This window comes from Novosphingobium bradum, assembly GCF_042646485.1.
GTDB classification, from domain to species: domain Bacteria; phylum Pseudomonadota; class Alphaproteobacteria; order Sphingomonadales; family Sphingomonadaceae; genus Novosphingobium; species Novosphingobium bradum.
In genome coordinates this window covers 169,884-191,292 of sequence record NZ_JBHRTQ010000009.1, presented here as the reverse complement: position 1 = coordinate 191,292, position 21,409 = coordinate 169,884, and the positions used below count along the sequence as shown (strand labels likewise).

At 69.1% G+C, this 21,409-nt stretch carries 20 protein-coding genes and 1 tRNA gene; 11 read left to right on the top strand and 10 right to left on the bottom strand.

Annotation, left to right across the window (positions count from 1 at the left end; all coding sequences use genetic code 11):
* Positions 1 to 42: 42 nt before the first annotated feature.
* Positions 43 to 525, top strand: coding sequence for a pyridoxamine 5'-phosphate oxidase family protein (locus ACFOD9_RS11230; RefSeq protein WP_379510206.1), 483 nt, complete (start codon positions 43 to 45; stop codon positions 523 to 525).
* Positions 526 to 567: 42 nt separating this feature from the next.
* Here the strand turns inward: ACFOD9_RS11230 and ACFOD9_RS11225 are convergent, their stop codons facing one another.
* Positions 568 to 2,187, bottom strand: coding sequence for an amino acid permease (locus ACFOD9_RS11225; protein WP_379510205.1), 1,620 nt, complete (start codon positions 2,185 to 2,187; stop codon positions 568 to 570).
* 208 nt (positions 2,188 to 2,395) lie between these two features.
* Between ACFOD9_RS11225 and panB the strand changes: the two genes are divergently transcribed.
* Both panB and ACFOD9_RS11215 read left to right on the top strand, forming a co-directional pair.
* Positions 2,396 to 3,265, top strand: coding sequence for a 3-methyl-2-oxobutanoate hydroxymethyltransferase (gene panB / locus ACFOD9_RS11220; protein ID WP_379510204.1), 870 nt, complete (start codon positions 2,396 to 2,398; stop codon positions 3,263 to 3,265).
* Positions 3,266 to 3,323: 58 nt separating this feature from the next.
* Positions 3,324 to 4,385 (top strand): DUF475 domain-containing protein, encoded by a 1,062-nt coding sequence (locus ACFOD9_RS11215; RefSeq protein WP_379510203.1) that lies wholly within the window; start codon positions 3,324 to 3,326, stop codon positions 4,383 to 4,385.
* A 153-nt stretch (positions 4,386 to 4,538) separates the two neighbouring features.
* Here the strand turns inward: ACFOD9_RS11215 and ACFOD9_RS11210 are convergent, their stop codons facing one another.
* The 7 genes from ACFOD9_RS11210 to efp form a co-directional block, all read right to left on the bottom strand.
* On the bottom strand, positions 4,539 to 6,098 hold the full coding sequence (locus tag ACFOD9_RS11210) for a tetratricopeptide repeat protein (protein WP_379510202.1): 1,560 nt from the start codon (positions 6,096 to 6,098) through the stop codon (positions 4,539 to 4,541).
* Entirely contained in the window at positions 6,082 to 7,458 is a 1,377-nt protein-coding gene (prsR, locus tag ACFOD9_RS11205; RefSeq protein WP_379510201.1) for a PEP-CTERM-box response regulator transcription factor, read from the bottom strand. Before prsR ends, ACFOD9_RS11210 begins: the two co-directional genes overlap by 17 nt.
* Position 7,459: 1 nt before the next feature.
* Positions 7,460 to 9,565, bottom strand: coding sequence for an XrtA/PEP-CTERM system histidine kinase PrsK (prsK, locus tag ACFOD9_RS11200; RefSeq protein ID WP_379510200.1), 2,106 nt, complete (start codon positions 9,563 to 9,565; stop codon positions 7,460 to 7,462).
* A gap of 25 nt (positions 9,566 to 9,590) precedes the next feature.
* On the bottom strand, positions 9,591 to 10,976 hold the full coding sequence (locus ACFOD9_RS11195) for a TIGR03013 family XrtA/PEP-CTERM system glycosyltransferase (RefSeq protein ID WP_379510199.1): 1,386 nt from the start codon (positions 10,974 to 10,976) through the stop codon (positions 9,591 to 9,593).
* Between the two features lie 244 nt (positions 10,977 to 11,220).
* Positions 11,221 to 11,304, bottom strand: a tRNA-Leu gene (locus tag ACFOD9_RS11190).
* Between the two features lie 61 nt (positions 11,305 to 11,365).
* The gene (locus ACFOD9_RS11185; RefSeq protein ID WP_379510198.1) at positions 11,366 to 12,184 is read right to left on the bottom strand and encodes an inositol monophosphatase family protein; all 819 of its coding nucleotides are present in this window, start codon (positions 12,182 to 12,184) and stop codon (positions 11,366 to 11,368) included.
* 3 nt (positions 12,185 to 12,187) lie between these two features.
* Positions 12,188 to 12,754 (bottom strand): elongation factor P, encoded by a 567-nt coding sequence (gene efp, locus ACFOD9_RS11180; protein ID WP_379510197.1) that lies wholly within the window; start codon positions 12,752 to 12,754, stop codon positions 12,188 to 12,190.
* Positions 12,755 to 12,893: 139 nt separating this feature from the next.
* On the opposite strand from efp, the gene ACFOD9_RS11175 reads away from it, so the two are divergent.
* Positions 12,894 to 13,295: a hypothetical protein gene (locus tag ACFOD9_RS11175; protein WP_379510196.1), complete on the top strand. Its 402-nt coding sequence runs from the start codon at positions 12,894 to 12,896 to the stop codon at positions 13,293 to 13,295.
* A gap of 18 nt (positions 13,296 to 13,313) precedes the next feature.
* Here ACFOD9_RS11175 and thiE read toward each other — a convergent pair whose 3' ends face one another.
* The gene (thiE, locus tag ACFOD9_RS11170; RefSeq protein ID WP_379510195.1) at positions 13,314 to 13,961 is read right to left on the bottom strand and encodes a thiamine phosphate synthase; all 648 of its coding nucleotides are present in this window, start codon (positions 13,959 to 13,961) and stop codon (positions 13,314 to 13,316) included.
* A gap of 65 nt (positions 13,962 to 14,026) precedes the next feature.
* On the opposite strand from thiE, the gene ACFOD9_RS11165 reads away from it, so the two are divergent.
* Entirely contained in the window at positions 14,027 to 14,395 is a 369-nt protein-coding gene (locus ACFOD9_RS11165; RefSeq protein ID WP_379510194.1) for a hypothetical protein, read from the top strand.
* Here the strand turns inward: ACFOD9_RS11165 and ACFOD9_RS11160 are convergent, their stop codons facing one another.
* The gene (locus ACFOD9_RS11160; protein ID WP_379510193.1) at positions 14,396 to 14,842 is read right to left on the bottom strand and encodes an EVE domain-containing protein; all 447 of its coding nucleotides are present in this window, start codon (positions 14,840 to 14,842) and stop codon (positions 14,396 to 14,398) included. It abuts the gene before it with no gap.
* Positions 14,843 to 14,909: 67 nt separating this feature from the next.
* On the opposite strand from ACFOD9_RS11160, the gene ACFOD9_RS11155 reads away from it, so the two are divergent.
* From ACFOD9_RS11155 to ACFOD9_RS11130, 6 genes are all read left to right on the top strand, one after another.
* Entirely contained in the window at positions 14,910 to 15,848 is a 939-nt protein-coding gene (locus ACFOD9_RS11155) for an isopenicillin N synthase family dioxygenase (protein WP_379510192.1), read from the top strand.
* Between the two features lie 151 nt (positions 15,849 to 15,999).
* The gene (locus ACFOD9_RS11150) at positions 16,000 to 17,676 is read left to right on the top strand and encodes a putative bifunctional diguanylate cyclase/phosphodiesterase (RefSeq protein WP_379510191.1); all 1,677 of its coding nucleotides are present in this window, start codon (positions 16,000 to 16,002) and stop codon (positions 17,674 to 17,676) included.
* A 106-nt stretch (positions 17,677 to 17,782) separates the two neighbouring features.
* The gene (gene dapF, locus ACFOD9_RS11145) at positions 17,783 to 18,619 is read left to right on the top strand and encodes a diaminopimelate epimerase (RefSeq protein ID WP_379510190.1); all 837 of its coding nucleotides are present in this window, start codon (positions 17,783 to 17,785) and stop codon (positions 18,617 to 18,619) included.
* Positions 18,620 to 18,623: 4 nt separating this feature from the next.
* A complete protein-coding gene (locus ACFOD9_RS11140) occupies positions 18,624 to 19,796 on the top strand; it encodes a MiaB/RimO family radical SAM methylthiotransferase (RefSeq protein ID WP_379510189.1) in 1,173 nt (390 codons plus the stop codon).
* Complete coding sequence (gene ftsY / locus ACFOD9_RS11135) at positions 19,793 to 20,719, top strand: signal recognition particle-docking protein FtsY (protein ID WP_379510188.1); 927 nt, start codon at positions 19,793 to 19,795, stop codon at positions 20,717 to 20,719. Before ACFOD9_RS11140 ends, ftsY begins: the two co-directional genes overlap by 4 nt.
* Positions 20,719 to 21,390 carry an inner membrane-spanning protein YciB gene (locus tag ACFOD9_RS11130; protein WP_379510187.1) on the top strand — a complete coding sequence of 224 codons (672 nt, stop codon included), beginning with the start codon at positions 20,719 to 20,721 and terminating at the stop codon, positions 21,388 to 21,390. Before ftsY ends, ACFOD9_RS11130 begins: the two co-directional genes overlap by 1 nt.
* Positions 21,391 to 21,409: the final 19 nt, after the last annotated feature.

Here is a 21,409-nt window from a genome sequence, read left to right as displayed (position 1 = left end):
GTTCTCCCGGTACGACCGGCGACAAACGGAAAGGACGGTTCCATGCGATACGAACAGGGCGACCCGGCGCAACTGCGCCACAGGTTCTGGGATGCGATGGCGGAATCGCCGTTCGTCATGCTCCAGCTCGACAGCGCGCCCGCAACGGCGGCGCCGATGACCGCCCAGCTTGACCGGCACGCGAGCCACGCGATCTGGTTCTTCACCTCGCGCGACAATCACTTCGCCAGCGGCGGCCCGGCCACGGCCACCTTCGTCGCCAAGGGCCACGATCTCTTCGCTCGCTTTTCCGGCACCCTGGTGGAGGAAACCGACCGCGCCCGGCTCGACAAGGAGTGGAACCCCACGGTCGCCGCCTGGTTCAAGGGCGGCAAGGACGATCCCGCCCTGCTGATGCTCCGCATGGACCTTGGCCCGGCGGCGATCTGGTCGGGCCGGATCGGCGCGCTGAACGCGGTTCGCATGGCCCTCGGACTCGACGTGACCGACCGGATCAAGGGCGACTACGCCGAGACCCGGATCTAGCGCGCGCCGCGGCCGGCGCCGGCCGGCCGCGGCGCAGGACCGTCAGGCGTCCTTGTAGCCGGGCGTGTGCGCGCCGGGCACCGGCGGGACCGGCTGCGGCGGCGCGTCCGGATCGTCCTCGTGCACCTCGACCAGCCCGCGGCCGACATGGCTGTGGTGGCGGCTGTAGGCGAAGTAGACCACCAGTCCGATCACCGCCCAGCCCGCGAACAGTTCGAGCGTATAGGCCGAGAGGCTGAAGAACAGGTAGAGGCAGCCGGCGATGGCCAGCGGCGCGACCAGCCCGATCGCCGGCGTGCGGAACGGCCGGTGGCGCGTGGGATCGGTGCGGCGCAGGACCATCACTGCGATCGCCACCATGGCGAAGGCGAACAGGGTGCCCGAATTGGAGATGTCGGCCAGGGCGCCCACCGGGAACAGCGCGGCGAACAGCGCCACGAAGACCCCGGTGATCATCGTGACCACGTGCGGCGTGTGATACTTCGGGTGAACCCGGCTCAGCCGTTCGGGCAGCAGCCCGTCGCGGCTCATCACGAAGAAGATGCGGGTCTGGCCGAACATCATCATCAGGATGACCGAGGGCAGCGCGAAGCCGGCGGCCAGGCCCACCAGGTTGCCCACCTGCTTCCACCCGATCTCGCGCAGGGTCCAGGCCAGCGCCTCCTTGGAACAGACCACGACTTCCTTCGCCTGGGCGGCGCAGGCGGCGGCCAGTTCGGTGCTGCCGGGCGAGATGCCCTTGCCCGAGGCATCCAGCAGCGGGGTCGCGCCCACCGAGCCGATCACGCCCGAGGCGACCAGCAGGTAGAACACCGTGCAGATGCCCAGGCTACCGATCAGCCCGATCGGCATATTGCGCTGCGGATTCTTGGTTTCCTCGGCCGCCGTGGACACCGCGTCGAAGCCCACATAGGCGAAGAAGATCGAGGCCGCCGCCGCCGAAACGCCACCAAAGCCCAGCGGCGCGAAGGGGTGGAAATGCTCGGAGTTCATCACCGGCAGGGCCAGCACGCAGAACAGGGTCAGCGCGGTCACCTTGACCAGCACCAGCACCGCGTTGAAGGCCGCGCTCTCCCTGGTGCCCAGCACCAGGAGCGCGGTGACCAGCAGCGAGATCAGGAAGGCCGGCAGGTTGATCATCCCGCCGGTGGCGATCGCGGTCTGGATCGCATCGGTATTGGCCGCGCCCGCCGCCAGCTTGATCTGGGCGATCAAGGCATCGGCATTGGTCAGGACGTGCGGAATCTCGATCCCGGCATAGCCCTTGAGCAGGCCCACGAAATAGCCCGACCAGCCCACCGCCACGGCGCCCGCCGCCACGGCATATTCCAGCACCAGCGCCCAGCCCACCAGCCAGGCCATCAGTTCGCCCATCACTGCGTAGGAATAGGTATAGGCCGAGCCGGAAACCGGGACCATCGCGGCCATTTCCGAATAGCACAGCGCCGCCACCGCGCAGACCAGGCCGGCGATGATGAAGCTGAGCAGCATCCCCGGCCCGGCCTTCTGCGCGGCTTCCGCCGTCAGCACGAAGATGCCGGTGCCGATCACCGCCCCCACGCCCAGCATGGTCAACTGGAAAGCCCCCAGCGAACGGTGGAGCGATTTCTTCTCGGCCGTGGCCAGGATCGCATCCAGCGGTTTCACGCGTCCGAATATCACCGCAAGCCACCCCTCATTACAGACCGGATCGCCGTCCGGCACGCATGGCCCGGACGCTAGCGCGGGCAAGCCGGCGCGCAAGGGGCCGCGGCGTTTTGTCCCCAATATCCCGGCCCAGGCCCCATCCGGGCACGATGGGCGGCGCAGTGCCCCGCCCTTTGCGCCCCCCTCCCTTTGCGATTACCCCGCCACCGGCTAGAAGCAGGTCATGTCGACCACCTTCCAGCTCGATACGAGCACCAGCCGCGCCCATCCCACGCCCGCGCCGATGAAGCGGCTGACCATCCCGGCCATCCGCAAGCGCAAGCAGGATGGGCACACCGCCGAGCCGGTGGTCATGCTCACCGCCTATACCGCGCGCCAGGCGCAACTGCTCGATCCGCACTGCGACATCCTGCTGGTCGGGGATTCGCTGGGCCAGGTGATCTATGGCCTGCCCTCCAGCGTGCCGGTCACGCTCGACATGATGATCGCCCATGGCGCCGCCGTGGTGCGCGGCTCGTATCACGCGGTGGTCGTGGTCGATATGCCCTTCGGCAGTTATGAGGCCTCGCCGCAGCAGGCCTTCGCCAGCGCTTCGCGGGTGCTCAAGGAAACCGGCGCGGCCGGAGTCAAGCTCGAAGGGGGCGAGGCCATGGCCGAGACGGTCGCCTTCCTCGTGGCGCGCGGCATCCCTGTGATCGGCCATGTCGGGCTGACGCCCCAGGCGGTCAACGTGCTGGGCGGCTACAACGCCCGGGGCCGTAGCGAGGCCGAGGCCGCGAAGATCGTCGCCGATGCCCGCGCGCTCGATGCCGCGGGCGCCTTCGCCGTGGTGGTCGAAGGCGTGGTCGAACCGATCGCCGTGGCCGTTACCGAGGCGATCGGCGCCATCAGCATCGGCATCGGCGGCTCGGCTCGCTGCGATGGGCAGGTGCTGGTCACCGAGGATATGCTGGGGATGTTCGAGCGGGTGCCGCGCTTCGTGAAGCGCTACGAAAACATCGCCGAAACCATCGCCAGCGCGGCGCAGCGCTATGCCGAGGAGGTGCGCGCGCGCACCTTCCCCGGGCCGGACCAGACCTACCAGCCGCGCTGACCGGGCGCGCACGCCAGGGCACGCCGCCCGCCGGCACACCAATCACAGGGGCTCACACTTGCTTTCCTTCTTTCGCGGTTCGATCCTGTTCACCATCGCCTGCTTTGCCCTGGGCGGCATCTATGCCTGGGGCGAGACCGGCTCGGTCGCGGCCACGGCCCAGGTGCTGTGGATCATCGCCGTCCTCTCGGTGCTCGAAGTGTCGCTCTCGTTCGACAATGCCGTGGTCAATGCCACGGTGCTGCAGGACATGGACCACGTGTGGCGCAGGCGCTTCCTCACCTGGGGCATGGTCATCGCGGTGTTCGGGATGCGGATCCTGTTTCCGCTGGCGATCGTGGCCATTGCCGCCGGCCTCGGCCCGGTCGAGGCGGTGAACCTCTCGCTACGCGATCCGGCCCGCTACGAGCAGATCGTCAGCAGCGCCCATGTCGGCATCGCCGGGTTCGGCGGCGCCTTCCTGGCCATGGTCGGCCTGTCGTTCTTCTTCGACAGCGAGAAGGAAGTGCACTGGATCCGCTGGGTCGAAGGCAAGCTCAGCGCCTTTTCCAACGTCAAGGCCGCCGAGATCGGCGTGCTGCTGCTGGCGCTCTATGGCGTCTCGCTGCTGCTCCCCGCGCACGAGGCGCTCACGTTCGTGATCGCCGGGATGCTGGGGACCGTGGCCTTCATCGCGGTGGAGGCCGTGGGCACCTTGCTGGAAATGCGCGATGCCGCGCAGCGTGCCGCGGGCGTCGCGGTCCGCTCGGGCCTGGCCGGCTTCCTCTATCTCAACGTGCTCGATGCCTCGTTCAGCTTCGATGGCGTGATCGGCGCCTTCGCCCTGTCGAACAACATGGTGATCATCGCGCTTGGCCTGTCGATCGGCGCGATGTTCGTGCGCTCGCTCACCATCATGCTGGTGGAAAAGGGCACGCTCAGCCAATACCGCTATCTCGAACACGGCGCCTTCTGGGCGATCCTCGCGCTGGCCGCGATCATGCTGGTTTCCGCGCGCTTCGCGGTCCCCGAAACGGTCACCGGCCTGATCGGCGCGGTGCTGATCGCCGCCTCGCTGGGCTGGTCGGTGCGCTACCGCCGCCGCCACCCCGAACCCGACTGGTCCGACCCGCAGGTGTGACATCCATGCGACAGTTGCGGGCCGCGATCACCAGCGGCCCACGAAGCGCTTGTTGTTGCAGGTGCGACCAGTTAATCCGGTCACCGGGAGTTCTCGGAGAGGAACGAGAAAGGGTGCCAACTTCGGTTGGCGCCCTTTCTTATTTGTGCGCTGCTATCGGTGTGCGGCCGCGCGCTGGAGCAGCCGGGCTTGCTGCGCGGCGAGCAGCGCAGCATCGTCGCGCCCGGCCCGGGCATTGGCGATTGCCAGATCGGCCATCAGGCGGGCATCGCGGCCATCGCCGGTGATCGCCAGCCAGTGCAGCACGTCGACGGCCAGCACCCAGTTGCCGTCCTGCGCGGCGAAGCCTGCGGCGAGGCGCAACGCGGTCCGGTTTCGCGGCGTGGTCGCCAGCACGCCGCTCACCAGCCGCCGCGCCGCGCCGCCCTGGCCCGAGCGCAGATAGGCCTCGACCAGCCGCAGCATGAGATCGTCCGACAGGCGCACCGCCGCCGCCCGGCGATAGCCCTCCACCGCCCCGGTCAGGTTCCCGCGCAGCAGGCGCACATCGCCCGCCAGCGCCTGGGCCGAAGCCGAGGCGGGCGCCGCTGCCGCGATCCGCTCGGCCACCGCGCCAGCGCCCGCAAGGTCACCTCCCGCCAGCAGCTTGCGAACATAGGGCACCGCCGCCCCGGCATCGCCCGGCGCATCGCCATAGCGCAGCGCGAGGACGCCAAGCGCGGTCGGCTCGGCGATGACCTGCGCCGACGTGGCCCCGCTGCCCAAAGCACCCGGCGGCCCGAAGTCCGCCGCGCGGTCGAGCAATGGCGCGGCAAGGTCGCGCCGCCCGCTATCCTCATAGGCCCGCGCCACCAGGATCAGCAGGTAGGCCGAGGTTCCGGGCGCGGCCACCTCGTCGGCGAAGCGCGCGATGACCAGCGCGGGGTTTCCGGTGCCGGCCATGGCTCGCGCCAGCAGGTCGCGCGCCACCGCATTGCGTGGCTGCCGGCGGGCCAGCAGGTCAAGCCGTTCGACCGCGAGGTTGGTATTGGCGGCCTCCAGCTCCAGCACGCCCGACAGCAGCAGGGCCGCCGGGGTCGCCAGCCCGTCCGGCCCGGCCCGGCCCAGCATCTGGCGGGCCAGCGGATAGTCGCCCGCGCGCGCCGCCAGCGTGGCCTGGACCAGCCAGGCCCGCGGATCGCGCGGCGCCAGCCTGATCATCTTGCGGGTTACCACCAGCGCCTCGCGCGCGCGGCCCAGTTCGCCCAGGGTCGCGGCATATTCGCCCAGCAGCGCCAGATCGTCGGGCCGCCGCTTGAGCCCGGCCTCCAGCCACGACAGTGCAGGCTTCAGGCCGAACCGGTCGCGCACCAGCAGCCCGCGCAGTTCCAGCGCGCGGACGTCGCCGGGATCGAGCCGCACCGCCTGGTCCGCCGCGTCCACCGCCGCCAGCTCCTGGCCCGAAACATAGCGCAGGCGGGCGATGTCCACCCACACCCGGCTATCACGCGGGGCGATCGCCAAGGCGCGCGCGAAGGCGGCATCGCTGGCGGCCAGCGCCTCGCGCAGCGCCGCCTCGCCGGCAATGCCGTCGCCGCGCGCCAGGGCGCCGCGCGCCGCGCGCAGGGCCGCATCGCCAGCCCCCTCCCCCGCCTGCCCCGGCACCGCCGCCAGCAGCGCCAGCGCAAGGCCGGCCAGCCAGCGGCGCAAGGGCCGGTCAGGCGTGGAGATCATACTGCTTGAGCAGGTCGTAAAGCGTCGGCCGGCTGATCCCGAGCAGCTTGGCCGTGCTCGAGATGTTGCCGTCGCTGCGGGCCAGCGCGTGGCGGATCGCCTTGCGGTCAGCCTGTTCGCGCGCCGACTTGAGGTTGAGCCCGCTGCCCGCCTCGCCCGGCTTGGGGCCAAGGTCGAGATCGGCCGCGCTGACCAGCTTGGCATCGGCCATGATCACCGCCCGCTTCACCCGGTTTTCCAGCTCGCGCACGTTGCCCGGCCAGCCCCAGCCATCGATCGCGGCCAGCGCGTCGGCGGCGAAGCCCTTGACCTGCGGGTTCATCTCGCGGGCGAACCGCGCAAGGAAGGCCTTGGCCAGCAGCACCGCGTCGCCCGGCCGCTCGGCCAGGCTCGGAATGCGAACCACGATCTCGGCGAGGCGATAGAACAGATCCTCGCGGAAGCGCCCCTCTGCGATCATCTGCTCGAGGTTCTGGTGTGTTGCACAGACGATCCGCGTGTCGACATCGATCGATCGGCGCGCGCCGATCCGCTCGATCACCCGCTCCTGCAGGAAGCGCAGCAACTTCACCTGCAACTGCAGCGGAATATCACCCACCTCGTCAAGGAACAGGGTGCCGCCATTGGCCTGCTCGATCTTGCCCTCGGTGGTCTTGACCGCGCCGGTGAAAGCGCCCTTCTCGTGCCCGAACAGCTCGCTTTCGAGCAGGTTTTCAGGGATCGCGGCGCAGTTGATCGCGATGAACGCGCCGCCCGCCCGGTCGCTCGCCTCGTGCAGTCCGCGCGCCAGCAATTCCTTGCCGGTGCCGCTGGCGCCCAGCAGCATGACCGAGACATTGGTGTTCGCCACCCGCTCGATCGTGCGGGCCACCTTGACCATCTCGGGCGCCGCCGTCAGCAGCCGGCCCAGCACGCGGTTGTCCTCGCCGGCGCGGCTGGCGAGCTGGCGGTTCTCCTGCTCGATCCGGTGCAATTGCAGCGCGCGCCGCACGATCAGGCCCAGCGCGTCGATATCGACCGGCTTCTGGTAGAAATCGTAGGCTCCATGTGAAATCGCGGTCAGCGCGCTCTCGCGCGCGCCGTGCCCGGTGGCCACGATCACCTTGGTATCGGGCTTGAGCGCCATGATCTCGTCGAGCAGGGCGAAGCCTTCGGTGGTGCCGTCGGGATCGGGCGGGAGGCCAAGGTCGAGCGTGACCACTGGCGGCTCTTCGCTACGCAGCACGACCAGGGCCTCGGCGCGGCTGCCGGCCACGTGTACCTCGAAGTCGGGGTAGGCCCACTTGAGCTGCGCCTGCAGCCCGGCGTCGTCCTCGACGATGAGCAGCTTGGGCAGGACCTTGGGGTTGATAAATGGCATTTCAGGCGACCTTCTTGTGTTCGTTCGTAACGACCGCGGCGCTGGTTCCCGCCAGCGGCAGCCGGATGATGAAACGCGAGCCAAGGCCTTCGCGGCTTTCCACGTCGAGCCGTCCGCCCATGCCGCGCACCAGCTCGCGCGCCTCGAAGGCACCGATGCCGAAGCCACCGGCCTTGGAGGAAACGAAAGGCTTGAACAGGCGGCTGCGGATGAATTCGGCGCTCATCCCGGTGCCGCTGTCGATCACCTCGATCCGCGCATGGATACCCTCGCGCACCACCATCAGCCGAACCGGCGCATCGGCCGCGCTGGCATCGATCGCGTTCTGGACGAGATGGACCAGCGATTGCTCCAGCGCCTCGTGATTGGCGGTCACCAGGCAGGCCTGCGCCTCGGCGCAGGTCACCGGATGGTGGCCCGCGAACTGCGCCGCCACGGCGCGCACCAGAGCGCCGGCATCCACCGTGCCAAGCTGCTCGCTGGTGCCCTTGCCATAGCGCGAAAGGCGGGCGATCAGCGCGTTCAGCTTCTCCGCCGAATTCCGCAGGGTCACGATCATGTCGGCGCGGAAGGCCGGATTCTCGGCGTGGTGCTCGGCATTGCGGGCCAGCAGGCCGATCTGGCTGGCCAGGTTCTTGATGTCGTGCATGACAAAGGCGATCCGGCGGTTGAACTCGTCGAACCGCGCCGCCTCGGCCAGGGCGTCCTGCCCGGCGTGCTCGGCCAGGTAGCTGGCGAGTTGCTGGCCGACCACGCGCAGCACGTCAAAGTCCTCCCAATCGAGCTTGCGTGCCACCGGCGGCCGGGCCAGCACCACCACGCCATGCAGCCGTTCGAAATGGAGCAGCGGAACCACCGCCCAGGCGCGGGTTTCGGCCACCAGCCAATCAGGCACGATCGCCTGTTCGCCCTGCCGGTCGATCCCGCTCCGCACCGCCTCGAGATCAACGATGTGGCCCTCGCGCTCGAAGAACGAGGCCGCGCCGCGACCAAGCGCGGGCGCCGGAACTTCGGCGGTGGGCCATTGCCAGCGCGCGGCCAGCACCAGGTCGCCTTGCTCGTCCGGGGTGAGCAGCAGCCCGGCGGGCGCATCGGTGATGTCGCAGAGTGACTGGATCGCGCGCTGGGCCAGCGGCACGGCCCCGCTCCCGCCCGAACCGCCAATGGTGCGGTTGAAGCGCAGCCATTCGGCGCGATAATCGTAGCGGTGCTGGAACAGGTGCTTGACCAGGGTCACCTTCAGCCAGCCGCGCAGGCGCCGCGACGGCAGGATCAGCAGGGCCGCCGCCGTGCCGGCGATCAGGAAGCCGAACTGGAACATCCGGGCGAACTCGCCGCCCACATAGGACAGCCACTGGCCCAGCAGGATCATGCCCACCAGGTAGAGCCCGATGCCCAGGAGCGAGGCGAATTCGAAAGCCACCGCGCGCGACGGGCTGAAGCGCAGCTCGGCCCGGCGCAGGGTCATGCCCGGGGTCAGCGTGGCCACGCAGATCGCCAGGATGATGCCGCGCAGCGAAGCCAGCTCCTCGGGCCAGCCCTTGGTCAGGTAGGCCACGGTGTAGAGATTGAGGTCGAACAGCCACAACAGGGCGATGGCCACGGTCGGCCAGCGCAGCACGGCCCGCGCCGCCTGGCTGGCGCCGCCATAGAGATTGTGTAGCAGGACGAGGCCGCCGATGGTCAGCATCAGGCGGAAGGTCACGGTCATGTGGAACAGGGTGTCGCGCGCGGGGCCGGTGAAGGCCAGGCCCGGCGCCAACAGGATCTGCAGCACCTGGAACAGCTCCAGCGCGGCCAACGAGATGATCACCGGACGCACCGGGCGCACCAGCTGGTGGCGGCCGTCGGTGCTGAACAGGCGATAGATCACGTAGAGCCACGAAAGGTTCCGCAGCGATTCGGCGATGGCTGCCGCCGGCCGGTCAAGCCCGGTCGCGGCCACGGTCAGCGCCCAGGCCGCGCTCGCCACCAGCGCGCCGATGAAGGCCAGGCCCGCCGGACCGACCAGGCTGCGCCGGCCCGCCAGCCAGGCCGCAAGGGTCGCCGCGGCGCAGGCTCCCAGCAGGTGCGAAGCCCCGCCGAACAGGCTCCAGCCCCCGCTCATCGCCGGCTCCTCATCGCGCGCGCCCTCATCGCGCGCCCTCCCGCCACAGCACCACGCGCAGGGTCTGGAGGATGATCAGCAGGTCCAGGAACGGGGTGTAGTTCTTGGCATAGTAGAGGTCGTATTCCAGCTTGTGGCGCGAATCCTCGATCGAGGCGCCATAGGGATAGTTGATCTGCGCCCAGCCGGTGATCCCCGGCTTCACCATGTGGCGCTCGGCGTAATAGGGCAGCTTGTCTTCCAGGTCGGCCACGAATTCGGGCCGCTCGGGCCGCGGGCCGACAAAACTCATCTCGCCCTTGAGCACCGACCAGGCCTGGGGCAGCTCGTCGATCCGCACCTTGCGGATGAAGCGGCCCACCCGGGTCACGCGCGGGTCGTCCTTGGTGGCCCACTGCGCGCCGCCGGCCACTTCGGCATCGGTCCGCATCGAGCGCAGCTTGATCACGTGGAACGGCTGGCCATAAAGCCCCACGCGCGCCTGCCGGAAGAAGGCCGGTCCCTTGCTGTCGATCTTCACCAGCACGGCGAAGATCAGGATCAGCGGCAGCGTGAACAGCAGCAGCAGGCAGCTTGCCGCCACGTCGAACAGGCGCTTGGCCACGCTCGACACCGCCCGGCCGGACGAAAACCCGTCGGAAAAAATCAGCCACGAAGGGTTGACCGTGTCGAGGTCGACCCGGCCGGTCTCGCGCTCGATGAAGCTGGAGAAATCGTTGACGTGAACCCCGGCGGTCTTGATCCGCAGGAGGTCGGACAGCGGCAGCGAATTGCGCCGCTCCTCCAGGGCCAGCACCACCTCGCTCACCCCCAGGTTCTCGACGAAGCGCTTGAGATTGTGGATCGCGCTGCGGTTGATCGCCTCGTCGATCACCGGCTTGGCATCGCTCATGCCGATATAGCCGACGATGGCAAAGCCCACTTCCGGCCGCTCGCCCAGCTGGCGCAGCCGGTCGGCCCGGTGGCCCGAGCCCAGCACCAGCACGCGGCGGCGGAAGGCATGGGCGCCCAGGATGCCGCCGACCAGCAGCCGGTTGGCCACCAGGAACAGCACCGATGCGGTCATCGCGTAAGCCAGGGTGGAGCGCCAGAAATGCCCGCCGCGCATCGACCAGTCGACAAACGAGATCGCGATCGTGCCCAGCGACAGCGCCACCAGCAGCCGCGCCCCGGCATAGCGCAGCGACCGCAGCGATTCCGAGCCATAGACCCCCACCGCGATCATCGCGGTGAGCATGATCACCGCGAAACCGGCCAGTTCCCACTGGCGGTTGAAGGTGCCCAGGTCCAGCCCGATCTGCCCGGCGCGTACCCGCCAGCCCATCTCGGCGGCCCCGGCCAGCAGGACGAAGTCGAACAGGCCCAGCAGGAGCACCGCGTGCGGGATATAGTGTTTGAACAGACGAACCATGTCCCACCGCACCAATATCCCGCCACAAAGGCAGGACCTATCGGGTCGGGACTAGGGCAAAGCCGTAAATTGTCGGTAAACCTGACAGGGGGGCAGGTGGTGGCAACGCTCCGCGAAATGGCGCATTTACGAGGTTCGCGCGGTGCGGCAGTCGGGAAAATTTACAGCACCGAAACGCCGGTGCGGCCCCCCGCCGCACTTGTGGCTCAAGCCCGGATCAAGGCCGGCCTCGCGCGATGACCGGTGGTGCCCCTGGCCAGACTCGAACTGGCACGGATTTCTCCAACCGATTTTGAGTCGGTCGCGTCTACCATTCCACCACAGGGGCACTGCATCAACCGGACGGGCGACGGCGGGAGCCTTAGCTGCCCGCGCGCCGCCCCGCAATCTTACTTGAGCGCGCCGGCCACCAGCTTGTGCAGGCGCGAATGCAGCGCATCATTGCCGGCCAGGACCTGGGCCGCGCAGATCGGATCGGAGATGCCCTTGAAATTGGTGACGAAGCCCCCGGCCTCGCGCACCAGCAGGCAGCCCGCCGCGCTGTCCCACGGCTTCAGGCCGCTTTCCCAGAACCCGTCATAGCGGCCCGCGGCCACCCAGGCGAGATCGAGCGCGGCCGAACCGAAGCGGCGGATCCCCGCCACCTGCGGGCCGATCGCCGCAAAGATCCGCGTCCATTCACCGAAATCGCCATGCCCGGCAAAGGGCATTCCGGTGGCGATCAGCGCCTCGTCGAGATGGCGGCGGCCCGAAACGCGCAGGCGCTTGTCCTGCAGCCAGGCGCCCCGGCTCTTCTCGGCCCAGAAGCTTTCGTCGGTGACTGGCTGGTAGACCAGCGCCGCGGTCACCTCGCCCCAGCCCTTCCCGTCGAGCCGCGGCTCCTGCACCGCGATCGAGATCGCGAAATGCGGGATGCCGTGGAGGAAGTTGCTGGTGCCATCGAGCGGATCGATGATGAAGCGCGGCTTGCCCTCGGCGCCCGGAATCGTGCCGCCTTCCTCAAGCTCGAAGCCCCAGTCCGGCCGCGCGGCGCGCAGCTCGTCCCACAGGGTTCGCTCGGCGGCCTGGTCGGCCTTGGAGACGAAGTCGGCCGGGCCTTTGCGGCTGACCTGGAGGTGCTCGATCTCGCCGAAATCGCGGCGAAGACGCTGCCCGGCCTTGCGGGCAGCCTTCTCCATCACGCGGATCAGGCCGGAAAGGACTGCCATGGCTTAGTTGGCCTTGCCCACGTACGACCGTTCGTAAACGTCGACGATGATCCGGGTGCCGCTTTCGATATGCGGCGGCACCATCACGCGCACGCCGTTGTCGAGGATGGCCGGCTTGTAGGACGAGCTTGCGGTCTGTCCCTTCACCACGGCATCGGCTTCCACGATCGTTGCTTCGACCTGCTCGGGCAGCTGCACCGAGATCGGGCGCTCGTCGTACATTTCGAGCAGCACGGTCATCCCGTCCTGCAGGAAGGCGTCGGCGCCGCCCAGGAGATCCTTGGGCAGGGTAATCTGGTCGTAGGTTTCGGTGTCCATGAACACCAGGTCATCGCCCTCGGCATAGAGGAACTGGAAGTCCTTGGTGTCCAGCCGAACGCGCTCGACCGTGTCGGCGGAGCGGAAGCGGACGTTGGTCTTGCGCCCGTCGATGAGGTTCTTCATCTCGACCTGCATGAAGGCGCCGCCCTTGCCCGGCTGGGTATGCTGGGTCTTGGCGACCTTCCAGATGCCCTTTTCGTATTCCAGGATATTGCCAGGACGGATGTCCACGCCGCTGATCTTTGCCATGCGCCAAGCCTTCAGATTGGGAAAGAGCTGGCCGCTGGTTGCCCAGACGGCCCGGAAGCGGCGCCCTTAGCGCGGGCCGGGCCTCGGGGCAAGCGCCGCCACGGTGGCGCGGCGCGCGGCGGGATGCTAGGCAGGCGCCATGGCTTTCCCGATCCCCTCCCGCGGCATTTCGCTGACCGGCGCTCTTGCCGGCATCTTGGCCGGCGCCCTGCTTGCCGGCACTCCCGCCGTCGCCGCGCCGGGCGGCGCGATCGGCACGCTCCCGCTTGGCACCTACCATTGCGAATTGCCCGGCGATGCCGAGGGCGCGGCCGGAGTGCCCCAGCCGGAGCGGGATTTCACCGTGATCCACGGCTCCAGCTATGCCATGCCCGCCGGAACCGGGGTCTACCTGCTGACCGGCGACCGGGTGGAATTCACCTCCGGCCCCTTGCGCGGCGCGGTCTTTTCGCGGTCGGGCCGCTCGTTCCTGCGCGAAGCCCTGGCCGATGGCCGCGAAGGCGCGCTGCGCTGCGTGCGGGCGCCCAATTCCGGGCGCTGACCGCCAGCCTGCCGGATCTCAGCCGATCCCCAGCACCTCGGCGAAGCGGCGGACCTGGGCGGCCTCGTCGCCGTTCCAGACCGAGCCGCAGGCGGCGATGAAATCGGCGCCGGCCTCGGCCAGGGGCTTGCAATTGTCGGGCGTGATCCCGCCGATGGCAACGCAGGGCAGCTCAAAGAAGGTCTGCCACCATTCGAGGATATCGGGAGTGGCGTGGTGCTTCACCGGCTTGGTGGTGGTGGGGAAGAAAGCGCCGAAGGCCACGTAGTCTGCCCCCGCCTCACCCGCTTCCATGGCGAAATGGCGGCTGTCGTGGCAGGTCACGCCGATCTGGGCCTCACGGCCCAGCCGTTCGCGGGCGTCCTTCACCTCGCCGTCGTCCTGGCCGAGATGGACCCCATCGGCGCCGAGGCGCTTGGCCAGGCTGATCGAATCGTTGACGATGAAGGCCACGTCGCGGTCGTTGCACAGGCGCTGCAACGGCTCTGCAAGGCGCGCGCACTCGTGCTCGTCCAGCCCCTTCACGCGAAACTGGAAGGCCGCGACCGGCCCCGCGTCGAGCGCGCGGGCCAGGCGGTCGGGAAAGAGCCCGCCCACCTCGAGCGGGGAGATGAGGTAAAGCTGCGTGGGCAGCCGCGCGATCTGGTAGGGTTCCTTGGCGGACATGGCCGCGCTCTAGCCCAGTGGCCGGCGTTCGGGAACCATTCATCGCGCGGGGCGATGATGAAGCCATGACCCGGCCTCCCGCCCTCGCCCTGCTGGTCGCGCTGCTCCTGCTCGGCGGCTGCATCTCGATCCGCACGGTGGACGACGGGATCGCCCGCGCGCGGATCGGGGAGAGGGTGGCGCAAGGCGGGGTGTCGATCGTGCCGCTGGCCCTGCTCGAGGACAGCCGCTGCCCGGCCGGCGTGACCTGCATCCAGGCCGGCACGGTGCGGATCGCGGCGGACATTGCCGGCGTGCGGACCGAACTGGCGCTGGGCCAGCCGGCCAGCGTGGCGGGCGCGAGCGTGAGCCTGGTCGAGGTCTACCCGCAGCATCGCAAGGACATCACCTACTATCCCGACGAATACCGCTTCGGCTTCCGCGTGACCCGCTGACTATTCGCCAGCCATGTCCAGCACCATGGCCCACTCGTCGGGCTGGAGCTCGGCCACCGACAGGCGCCCGAGGCGGACCAACTCCATTTCGGCGAGCGAAGGCTCGGCCTTGATCTGCGCCAGGGTCACCGGCCGGGCCAGCTTGCGAACCGGCTTGACCTTGACCGCCGCCCACCGGCCTTCCGGATCGGTCGGATCGGCAAGGCCGCCCTGGCTGATCGTGACCACGCCGACGATCTCCTTGCCGATATTGGAATGGTAGAAGAAGGCCTGCTCGCCCACCTGCATGGCCCGCAGGTTGTTGGCGGCGCGGTGATTGCGAACCCCGTCCCAGGTCCCTTCGCCCTCGGCCACAAGATCGTCCCACGAATAGGCATCCGGCTCCGACTTCATCAGCCACAGGCGGCCCGACGGAACCTGCTTGCCCGGCTTGTTGCGATTGGTCATGTCAGCTCCCGCGCTTCCCGCTATGGCCGGGCGCATTAGCTGCAACTGGCGCGGACGCAAGACAGGCATGGACCTCGATACCCTTCCGGTGATTTCCCTGGGCGACGATCCCGGCACCCTCTCCGCGCGGCTTGGCGGCTCGTTCCGCCAGTTCGGCTTCGCCATGGTGCGCGACCACGGGATCGACGCCGGCCTGATCGCCGAGGCCTGGCGGCTGACCGCGCAGCTGTTCGCCCTGCCGGAAGCGGAAAAACTGGGCTGGTTCCAGCCCGGCCAGGCCGGCGCGCGCGGCTATACCCCCTTCGGGCGCGAGATCGCCAAGGGCGCCCAGCACAGCGACCTCAAGGAATTCTGGCACGTGGGCCGCGACCTGCCTGAAGGCCATCCCCTGCTTGGCCCATCGATGCCGCACAATGTCTGGCCCACCCGGCCAGAAGGCTTTCGCGAAACCTTCGCGGCGCTTTACGGCGAATTCGACCGGCTGGGCGCGCGCCTCCTCGGCCAGATCGCGGTCCACCTGGGCCTTGCCGCCGACTGGTTCGACGCGGCCGTCGCCGAGGGCAATTCGGTGCTGCGACTGCTCCACTACCCGCCGGTGCCCGACCAGCCCGGCGGCGCCATCCGCGCCGGCGCGCACGAGGACATCAACCTCATCACCCTGCTGCTTGGCGCCGAGGAGGCAGGCCTCGAACTGCTGACCCGGGATGGCCGGTGGATCGCGGTCACCCCGCCGCCCGGCGCGCTGGTGATCAACATCGGCGATATGCTCCAGCGGCTGACCAACCACGTGCTCCCCTCGACCACGCACCGGGTCCGCAACCCGGTGGCCGCGCGGGCCGATCGCAGCCGCTATTCGATGCCTTTCTTCGTCCACCTGCGAAGCGATTTTCCGCTGGTCACCCTGCCCGGGTGCATTTCGGCCGGAAATCCCGATCGCTATCCCGCCACCATCACCGCGGACGACTATCTCCAGGAGCGCCTGCGCGAGATCGGGCTGAAAGCCTAGCTCCTCCTCCCCCAAGCCCCTCGCCCGATTACCGGCCCGGATGCTTTGCGGCTGAATTCCTTGGGGCATTTCCGGCCGTTTACCAAAATTCAATCGTGTTCGCTCACAGTTGGCTCCGGGCAATAACGGGGGACGCCTTTTGGTCGCGGAATTGGACAGGATTGCGCCTGGGGAAGCACCGGCCGGCAAGGCCAGCGCCAACGACGACAGCGTAAATCGCGCCGGGCGCGACGTGCTGGCGCTGGGCATCGGCATGGCCGCGATCATCATGTTCGTGGGCACCGGCGGCAACATCATGCCGCAGGTCGTCCGTTCGCTGGCCGGGGTCGGCCTGCCCCCCGACCGGCTGCTGTCGAACGCGCTGATCCTCAACATCGCCCTGATCATCTTCGGCCTGCGCCGCTACCGCGATCTCACCGACGAGGTGCGCGAACGCCGCCGCGCCGAGCACAAGGCCCGCGAACTGGCCGAGACCGACCCCTTGACCGGCCTGCTCAACCGCCGCTCGATCGCGCCGGCCACCGACCTGCTCATGAAGGCCTGCTCCCAGAGCGGCGAGCAGGTGGCCTTCGTGATGATCGACATCGACAATTTCAAGCTGATCAACGACGCACGCGGCCACAGCACGGGGGATGCGATCCTCCAGCAATGCGCCCGCCGGATCGAGGCGCTCCTGCCCGACCGCGCCCTGGCCGCACGGCTGGGCGGCGATGAATTCGCCTGCGTCGTGCCGTTCCACGCCAGCCGCCCGGAACGGATCGACGACCTGGCCGGCCTGATCACCAGCGAGGTCGCCCGTCCGGTCGAGCTGGACGGGCTTCATGTCGAAGTGACCGTTTCGGTCGGCATCGCCCGCTCCGATGCCACGGCCGATCCTGTCTACCCGGTCGACGCCCAGCAATTGCTGCACATGGCCGACGTGGCGATGTACCAGGCCAAGCGCGGCGGCAAGAACCGCTACTTCTGGTTCGAGCGCCCGATGGAACATGAGCTGCGCTTCCGCAGCGAACTCGAACAGGCCATGCGCGCCGGCATTCCGGCGGGCGAATTCGTGCCGTTCTACGAACAGCAGATCGACCTGCTCACCGGCCGGATCGTCGGCTTCGAGATGCTCGCCCGGTGGCAATCGCCCACCTTCGGGCTGGTCGGCCCGGAAGTGTTCATCCCGATCGCCGAGGAAATCGGCGTGATCGCCGAATTGTCCGAGCGCCTGATCCGCGAGGCGCTCAGCGATGCGCGCGAATGGAACCCGGAGATCCGCCTCGCGGTGAACATCTCGCCGATCCAGCTGCGCGATCCGTGGTTTGCCCAAAAGCTGCTCAAGCTGCTGGTCGAGGCCAATTTCCCGCCGAGCCGGCTGGAAATCGAGATCACCGAATCGGCTCTGCACGACAATGTCGGGCTGGTCCGCACGCTGATCACCAGCCTCAAGAACCAGGGCGTCTCGGTGAGCCTCGATGATTTCGGTTCGGGCTATTCCTCGCTCGCCCAGCTTCGCAGCCTGCCGTTCGACCGCCTCAAGATCGACCGCTCCTTCGTCACCGCCATGCCCGACAGCCGCGACAGCGCGACCATCGTCCAGGCCATTTCCTCGCTGGGCGAAGGGCTGGGCCTGCCGATCACGGCCGAGGGCGTGGAAAACGCCGCGGTGGTGGCCGAATTGCAGCGGCTGGGCCAGTTCAACGCCCAGGGCTATCTCTATGGCCGCCCCGAACCGGCCGACAAGACCCGCGAGCGCCTGGCCGGCCTCGGGATGCTGAACGGGACCGATGCGCCGACGCCGGACGCCGAAGCCGGTGCCGAGGGGCCGCTATCGGACGTGGCCTGAACGGGCGCCTGAGCGGGGTCATTGCCCCCGACGCCGCCCGGCCTGCCTCCCCCGGCCTCGCCCCCGGCCCTTGCCGCGATCCGGCCAAGCGCCTAGATCGCGGGCCATGACTTCGACCCCGCGCGTTCCCTTCGTCAAGATGCATGGCCTCGGCAACGACTTCGTCGTACTCGACGGGCGCGAGAGCGGCGTGCCGGCGGTCGACGCGCGCCTCGCCGCCGCGCTTGCCGATCGCCATCGCGGGATCGGCTGCGACCAGCTGGTCCTGCTGGAACCCTCGGCCACGGCCGACCTCAGGATGCGGATCTTCAATGCCGATGGCAGCGAGGTGGAGGCCTGCGGCAATGCCACCCGCGCGGTGGGCCTGCTGCTGGGCCGGCCGGCCCGGATCGAGACCCTGGGCGGCCTGATCGAGGCCCGGCCCGATGGCGGCGGCATTGCGGTCGACATGGGCCGGCCCCGCTTCGGCTGGGACGAGATCCCGCTTGGCTATGCGATGGACACGCTGCACCTGCCGGTGGGCTGGGAAGAGCTGGACGATCCGGTCGCGGTCAATGTCGGCAATCCGCACGTGATCTTCTTCGTGCCCGATTGCGATGCGGTGGACCTGGCGCGGCTGGGACCGCTGATCGAAAACGATCCGCTGTTTCCCGAGCGGGTCAACGTCAATGTCGCCACGATCGAGAGCCGCGCGGCCATTCGCCTCAGGGTGTGGGAACGCGGCGCCGGGCTGACGCTGGCCTGCGGCACCGGCGCCTGCGCCACGGCGATCGGCGCGATGCGGCGCGGCCTGGTGGAGCGCAGGGTGCGGGTCACCCTCCCCGGCGGGCCGCTGGAGATTGCCTGGACCGACGATGACCGGATCGTGATGACCGGCCCGGCCACCGAGGCCTATCGCGGCAGCTTCGATCCCGCCGCCTTCGGCCTGGCCCCGGCGGGGTGAGCCGGTGGCGGTCGAGGTCGTTTCGCTGGGGTGCCGGCTGAATCTTTCGGAAAGCGAAAGCCTGCGCGGCCTGCTGGCCGGCGCCGACGACCTGGTGGTGATCAATTCCTGCGCGGTGACCGGCGAGGCCGTGCGCCAGACCCGCCAGGCGATCCGCCGGGCACGGCGGGCACGACCCCATGCCCGCCTGCTGGTGACCGGCTGCGCCGCCGAGGTGGAACGCGGCGCGCTTTCGGCCATGCCCGAGGTGGACGGGCTGGTGGCCAATTCGGCCAAGCTCGATCCGCGCGCCTGGAACGTGGCCGCCAGCGCCGCCATCCCCGTGAGCGGCCACACCCGCGCCTATGTCGCCGTGCAGAACGGCTGCGACCATGCCTGCACCTTCTGCGTGATCCCCCAGGGGCGCGGGGCCAGCCGCTCGCTCGCCGTGGCCGAAGTGCTGCGCGTGGTGGAGCGTCACCTCGGCCACGGCGCGCGCGAGGTGGTGCTGACCGGGGTGGACCTCACCTCATGGGGCCACGACCTGCCGGGCGCGCCGCGGCTGGGCGCGCTGGTCGAGGCGATCCTGAACGCATTTCCCGGCCTGGAGCGGCTCCGCCTGTCCTCGGTCGACGGGATCGAGATCGATCCGCTGCTCCATGCCCTGATCGCCGGTGAGGCGCGGGTCATGCCGCACCTGCACCTCTCCCTGCAGCATGGCCACGACCTCATCCTCAAGCGGATGAAGCGGCGCCATGTGCGGGCCGATGCCGCAAGCCTGGTGGCCGGCCTGCGCGCCGCCCGGCCCGATCTTGCCATCGGCGCCGACCTCATCGCCGGCTTCCCCACCGAGGACGAGGCCATGCACCAGGCCAGTCTTGCCGCGATCGGCGAACTGGGCGTGGTCCATGGCCACGTGTTCCCCTATTCGGCCCGCGCCGGCACGCCGGCGGCGCGGATGCCGCAGGTCGATGCCGCCACCATCCGCCGCCGCGCCGCGCAATTGCGCGCCGAAGTGGCCGCGTTGCGCGAACGCTGGCTGCGGTCGCTGATCGGCCAGCCGCTCTGCGTGCTTGCCGAACGCGACGGGACCGGCCATGCGCCGAATTTCGCCCGGGTGCGTCTGGCGCCCGGCACCGTGCCCGGAGAGATCGTGACCATCGTTCCCACCTGTATCGAGGAAGGCCTGCTGGCATGAATGAGGATGCAAGCTGGTCGGACCGCCTGCTGGGCGGCCTGCGCCGCACCTCCGAGCGGCTGGGCGAGAACCTGTCGGGCATCGTTTCGGCCACCCGGCTGACCGAGGCCCAGCTTGACGAGCTGGAGGACGCGCTGATCCTCTCCGACCTCGGCCCGCGCGCCGCCGCCCGCATCCGCGAGCGGCTGGCGAACGAGCGGTTCGAGCGCGGGGCCGACGAACGGGCGATCAAGGAAGCCGTGGCCGCCGAAATCGCCGCGATCCTGCGCCCGGTGGCCAGGCCGCTGGACATCGTCGCCTTCCCGCGCCCGCAGGTGATCCTGGTGATCGGGGTCAACGGTTCGGGCAAGACCACCACCATCGCCAAGCTGGGCCACCTGTTCCAGGAGCAGGACTATTCGGTGATGTTCGCCGCCGGCGATACCTTCCGCGCCGCCGCCATCGGCCAGCTCGGCATCTGGGCGGACCGGATCGGGGTGCCGATCGTCAAGGGGCCGGAAGGCGGCGATCCGGCCTCGGTCGTGTTCGACGCGGTCAAGCGCGCCACCGACGAAGGCATCGACGCGCTGATCGTCGATACCGCCGGGCGCCTGCACAACCGCCGCGAGCTGATGGACGAACTGGCCAAGGTCCGCCGCGTGCTGGGCCGGCTCAACCCGGAAGCCCCGCACGACGTGGTGCTGGTGCTCGATGCCACCAATGGCCAGAACGCGCTCCAGCAGATCGAGATCTTCCGGCAAGTGGCAGGGGTGACCGGCCTGATCATGACCAAGCTTGACGGCACCGCGCGCGGCGGGGTGCTGGTCGCCGCGGCCGAGCAATATGGCCTGCCGATCCACGCCATCGGCGTGGGCGAGAAGATGGACGACCTCCGGCCCTTCGACCCGGACCTGGTGGCGCGCGTGATCGCGGGGGTGGCGTGATGGCCGAGCCTGCCGCACCGCCGCCGGCGAAGCAGAAATCCGGCTGGCTGAACCTGGTGGTCGACTATGGCCCGATCCTGGTCTTCTTCCTGGTCTACAAGCACTTTGCCCCCAAGGGCGGGCAAGCCGCGCTGGGCGAGGTGACCGCGGTGATCTCGGGCACCCTGGCGTTCATGGCCGCGGCCGTGGTGGCGCTGGGCTTCAGCCTGTGGAAATTCCGCCGGGTCTCGCCGATGCTGTGGCTGTCGACCGTGCTGATCGTGGTCTTCGGCGGGCTGACCGTGCTGCTCCAGGATGCCTTCTACATCCAGATCAAGCCGACCGCGATCTACCTGCTGTTCGGCGCGGCCCTGATCGGCGGCTGGCTGAAGGGCCGCGCCCTGCTGAAGATCCTGCTCGAAGCCGCCTTCGAGGGGCTGGACGATGCCGGCTGGATGATCCTTTCGCGCAACTGGGGGTTCTTCTTCCTGGTTCTGGCCGCGCTGAACGAGGTGCTGCGCCACTTCTACAACGTGGCGAACCACAATTTCGGCACCTGGATCGCGCTGAAGGCCTGGGTGTTCATGCCGCTCTCGTTCCTGTTCACCTTCGTCCATATGCCGATGCTGCTGCGCCACGGCCTGGCCGCGAGCGCCGAGGACGAAGTGGTGACCCACCCGCCACACGAATGAGCCGGTCGGCCGGCCAGCC

Bases quoted from the DNA above. Each gene is read 5' to 3' on its own strand.
- ACFOD9_RS11230 (WP_379510206.1), top strand. From the start codon at position 43: ATGCGATACGAACAGGGCGACCCGGCGCAACTGCGCCACAGGTTCTGG.
- panB (WP_379510204.1), top strand. From the start codon at position 2,396: ATGTCGACCACCTTCCAGCTCGATACGAGCACCAGCCGCGCCCATCCC.
- ACFOD9_RS11210 (WP_379510202.1), bottom strand. From the start codon at position 6,098: ATGATCTCCACGCCTGACCGGCCCTTGCGCCGCTGGCTGGCCGGCCTT.
- prsR (WP_379510201.1), bottom strand. From the start codon at position 7,458: ATGCCATTTATCAACCCCAAGGTCCTGCCCAAGCTGCTCATCGTCGAG.
- prsK (WP_379510200.1), bottom strand. From the start codon at position 9,565: ATGAGCGGGGGCTGGAGCCTGTTCGGCGGGGCTTCGCACCTGCTGGGA.
- ACFOD9_RS11195 (WP_379510199.1), bottom strand. From the start codon at position 10,976: ATGGTTCGTCTGTTCAAACACTATATCCCGCACGCGGTGCTCCTGCTG.
- ACFOD9_RS11185 (WP_379510198.1), bottom strand. From the start codon at position 12,184: ATGGCAGTCCTTTCCGGCCTGATCCGCGTGATGGAGAAGGCTGCCCGC.
- efp (WP_379510197.1), bottom strand. From the start codon at position 12,754: ATGGCAAAGATCAGCGGCGTGGACATCCGTCCTGGCAATATCCTGGAA.
- ACFOD9_RS11175 (WP_379510196.1), top strand. From the start codon at position 12,894: ATGGCTTTCCCGATCCCCTCCCGCGGCATTTCGCTGACCGGCGCTCTT.
- thiE (WP_379510195.1), bottom strand. From the start codon at position 13,961: ATGTCCGCCAAGGAACCCTACCAGATCGCGCGGCTGCCCACGCAGCTT.
- ACFOD9_RS11165 (WP_379510194.1), top strand. From the start codon at position 14,027: ATGACCCGGCCTCCCGCCCTCGCCCTGCTGGTCGCGCTGCTCCTGCTC.
- ACFOD9_RS11160 (WP_379510193.1), bottom strand. From the start codon at position 14,842: ATGACCAATCGCAACAAGCCGGGCAAGCAGGTTCCGTCGGGCCGCCTG.
- ACFOD9_RS11155 (WP_379510192.1), top strand. From the start codon at position 14,910: ATGGACCTCGATACCCTTCCGGTGATTTCCCTGGGCGACGATCCCGGC.
- dapF (WP_379510190.1), top strand. From the start codon at position 17,783: ATGACTTCGACCCCGCGCGTTCCCTTCGTCAAGATGCATGGCCTCGGC.
- ftsY (WP_379510188.1), top strand. From the start codon at position 19,793: ATGAATGAGGATGCAAGCTGGTCGGACCGCCTGCTGGGCGGCCTGCGC.
- ACFOD9_RS11130 (WP_379510187.1), top strand. From the start codon at position 20,719: ATGGCCGAGCCTGCCGCACCGCCGCCGGCGAAGCAGAAATCCGGCTGG.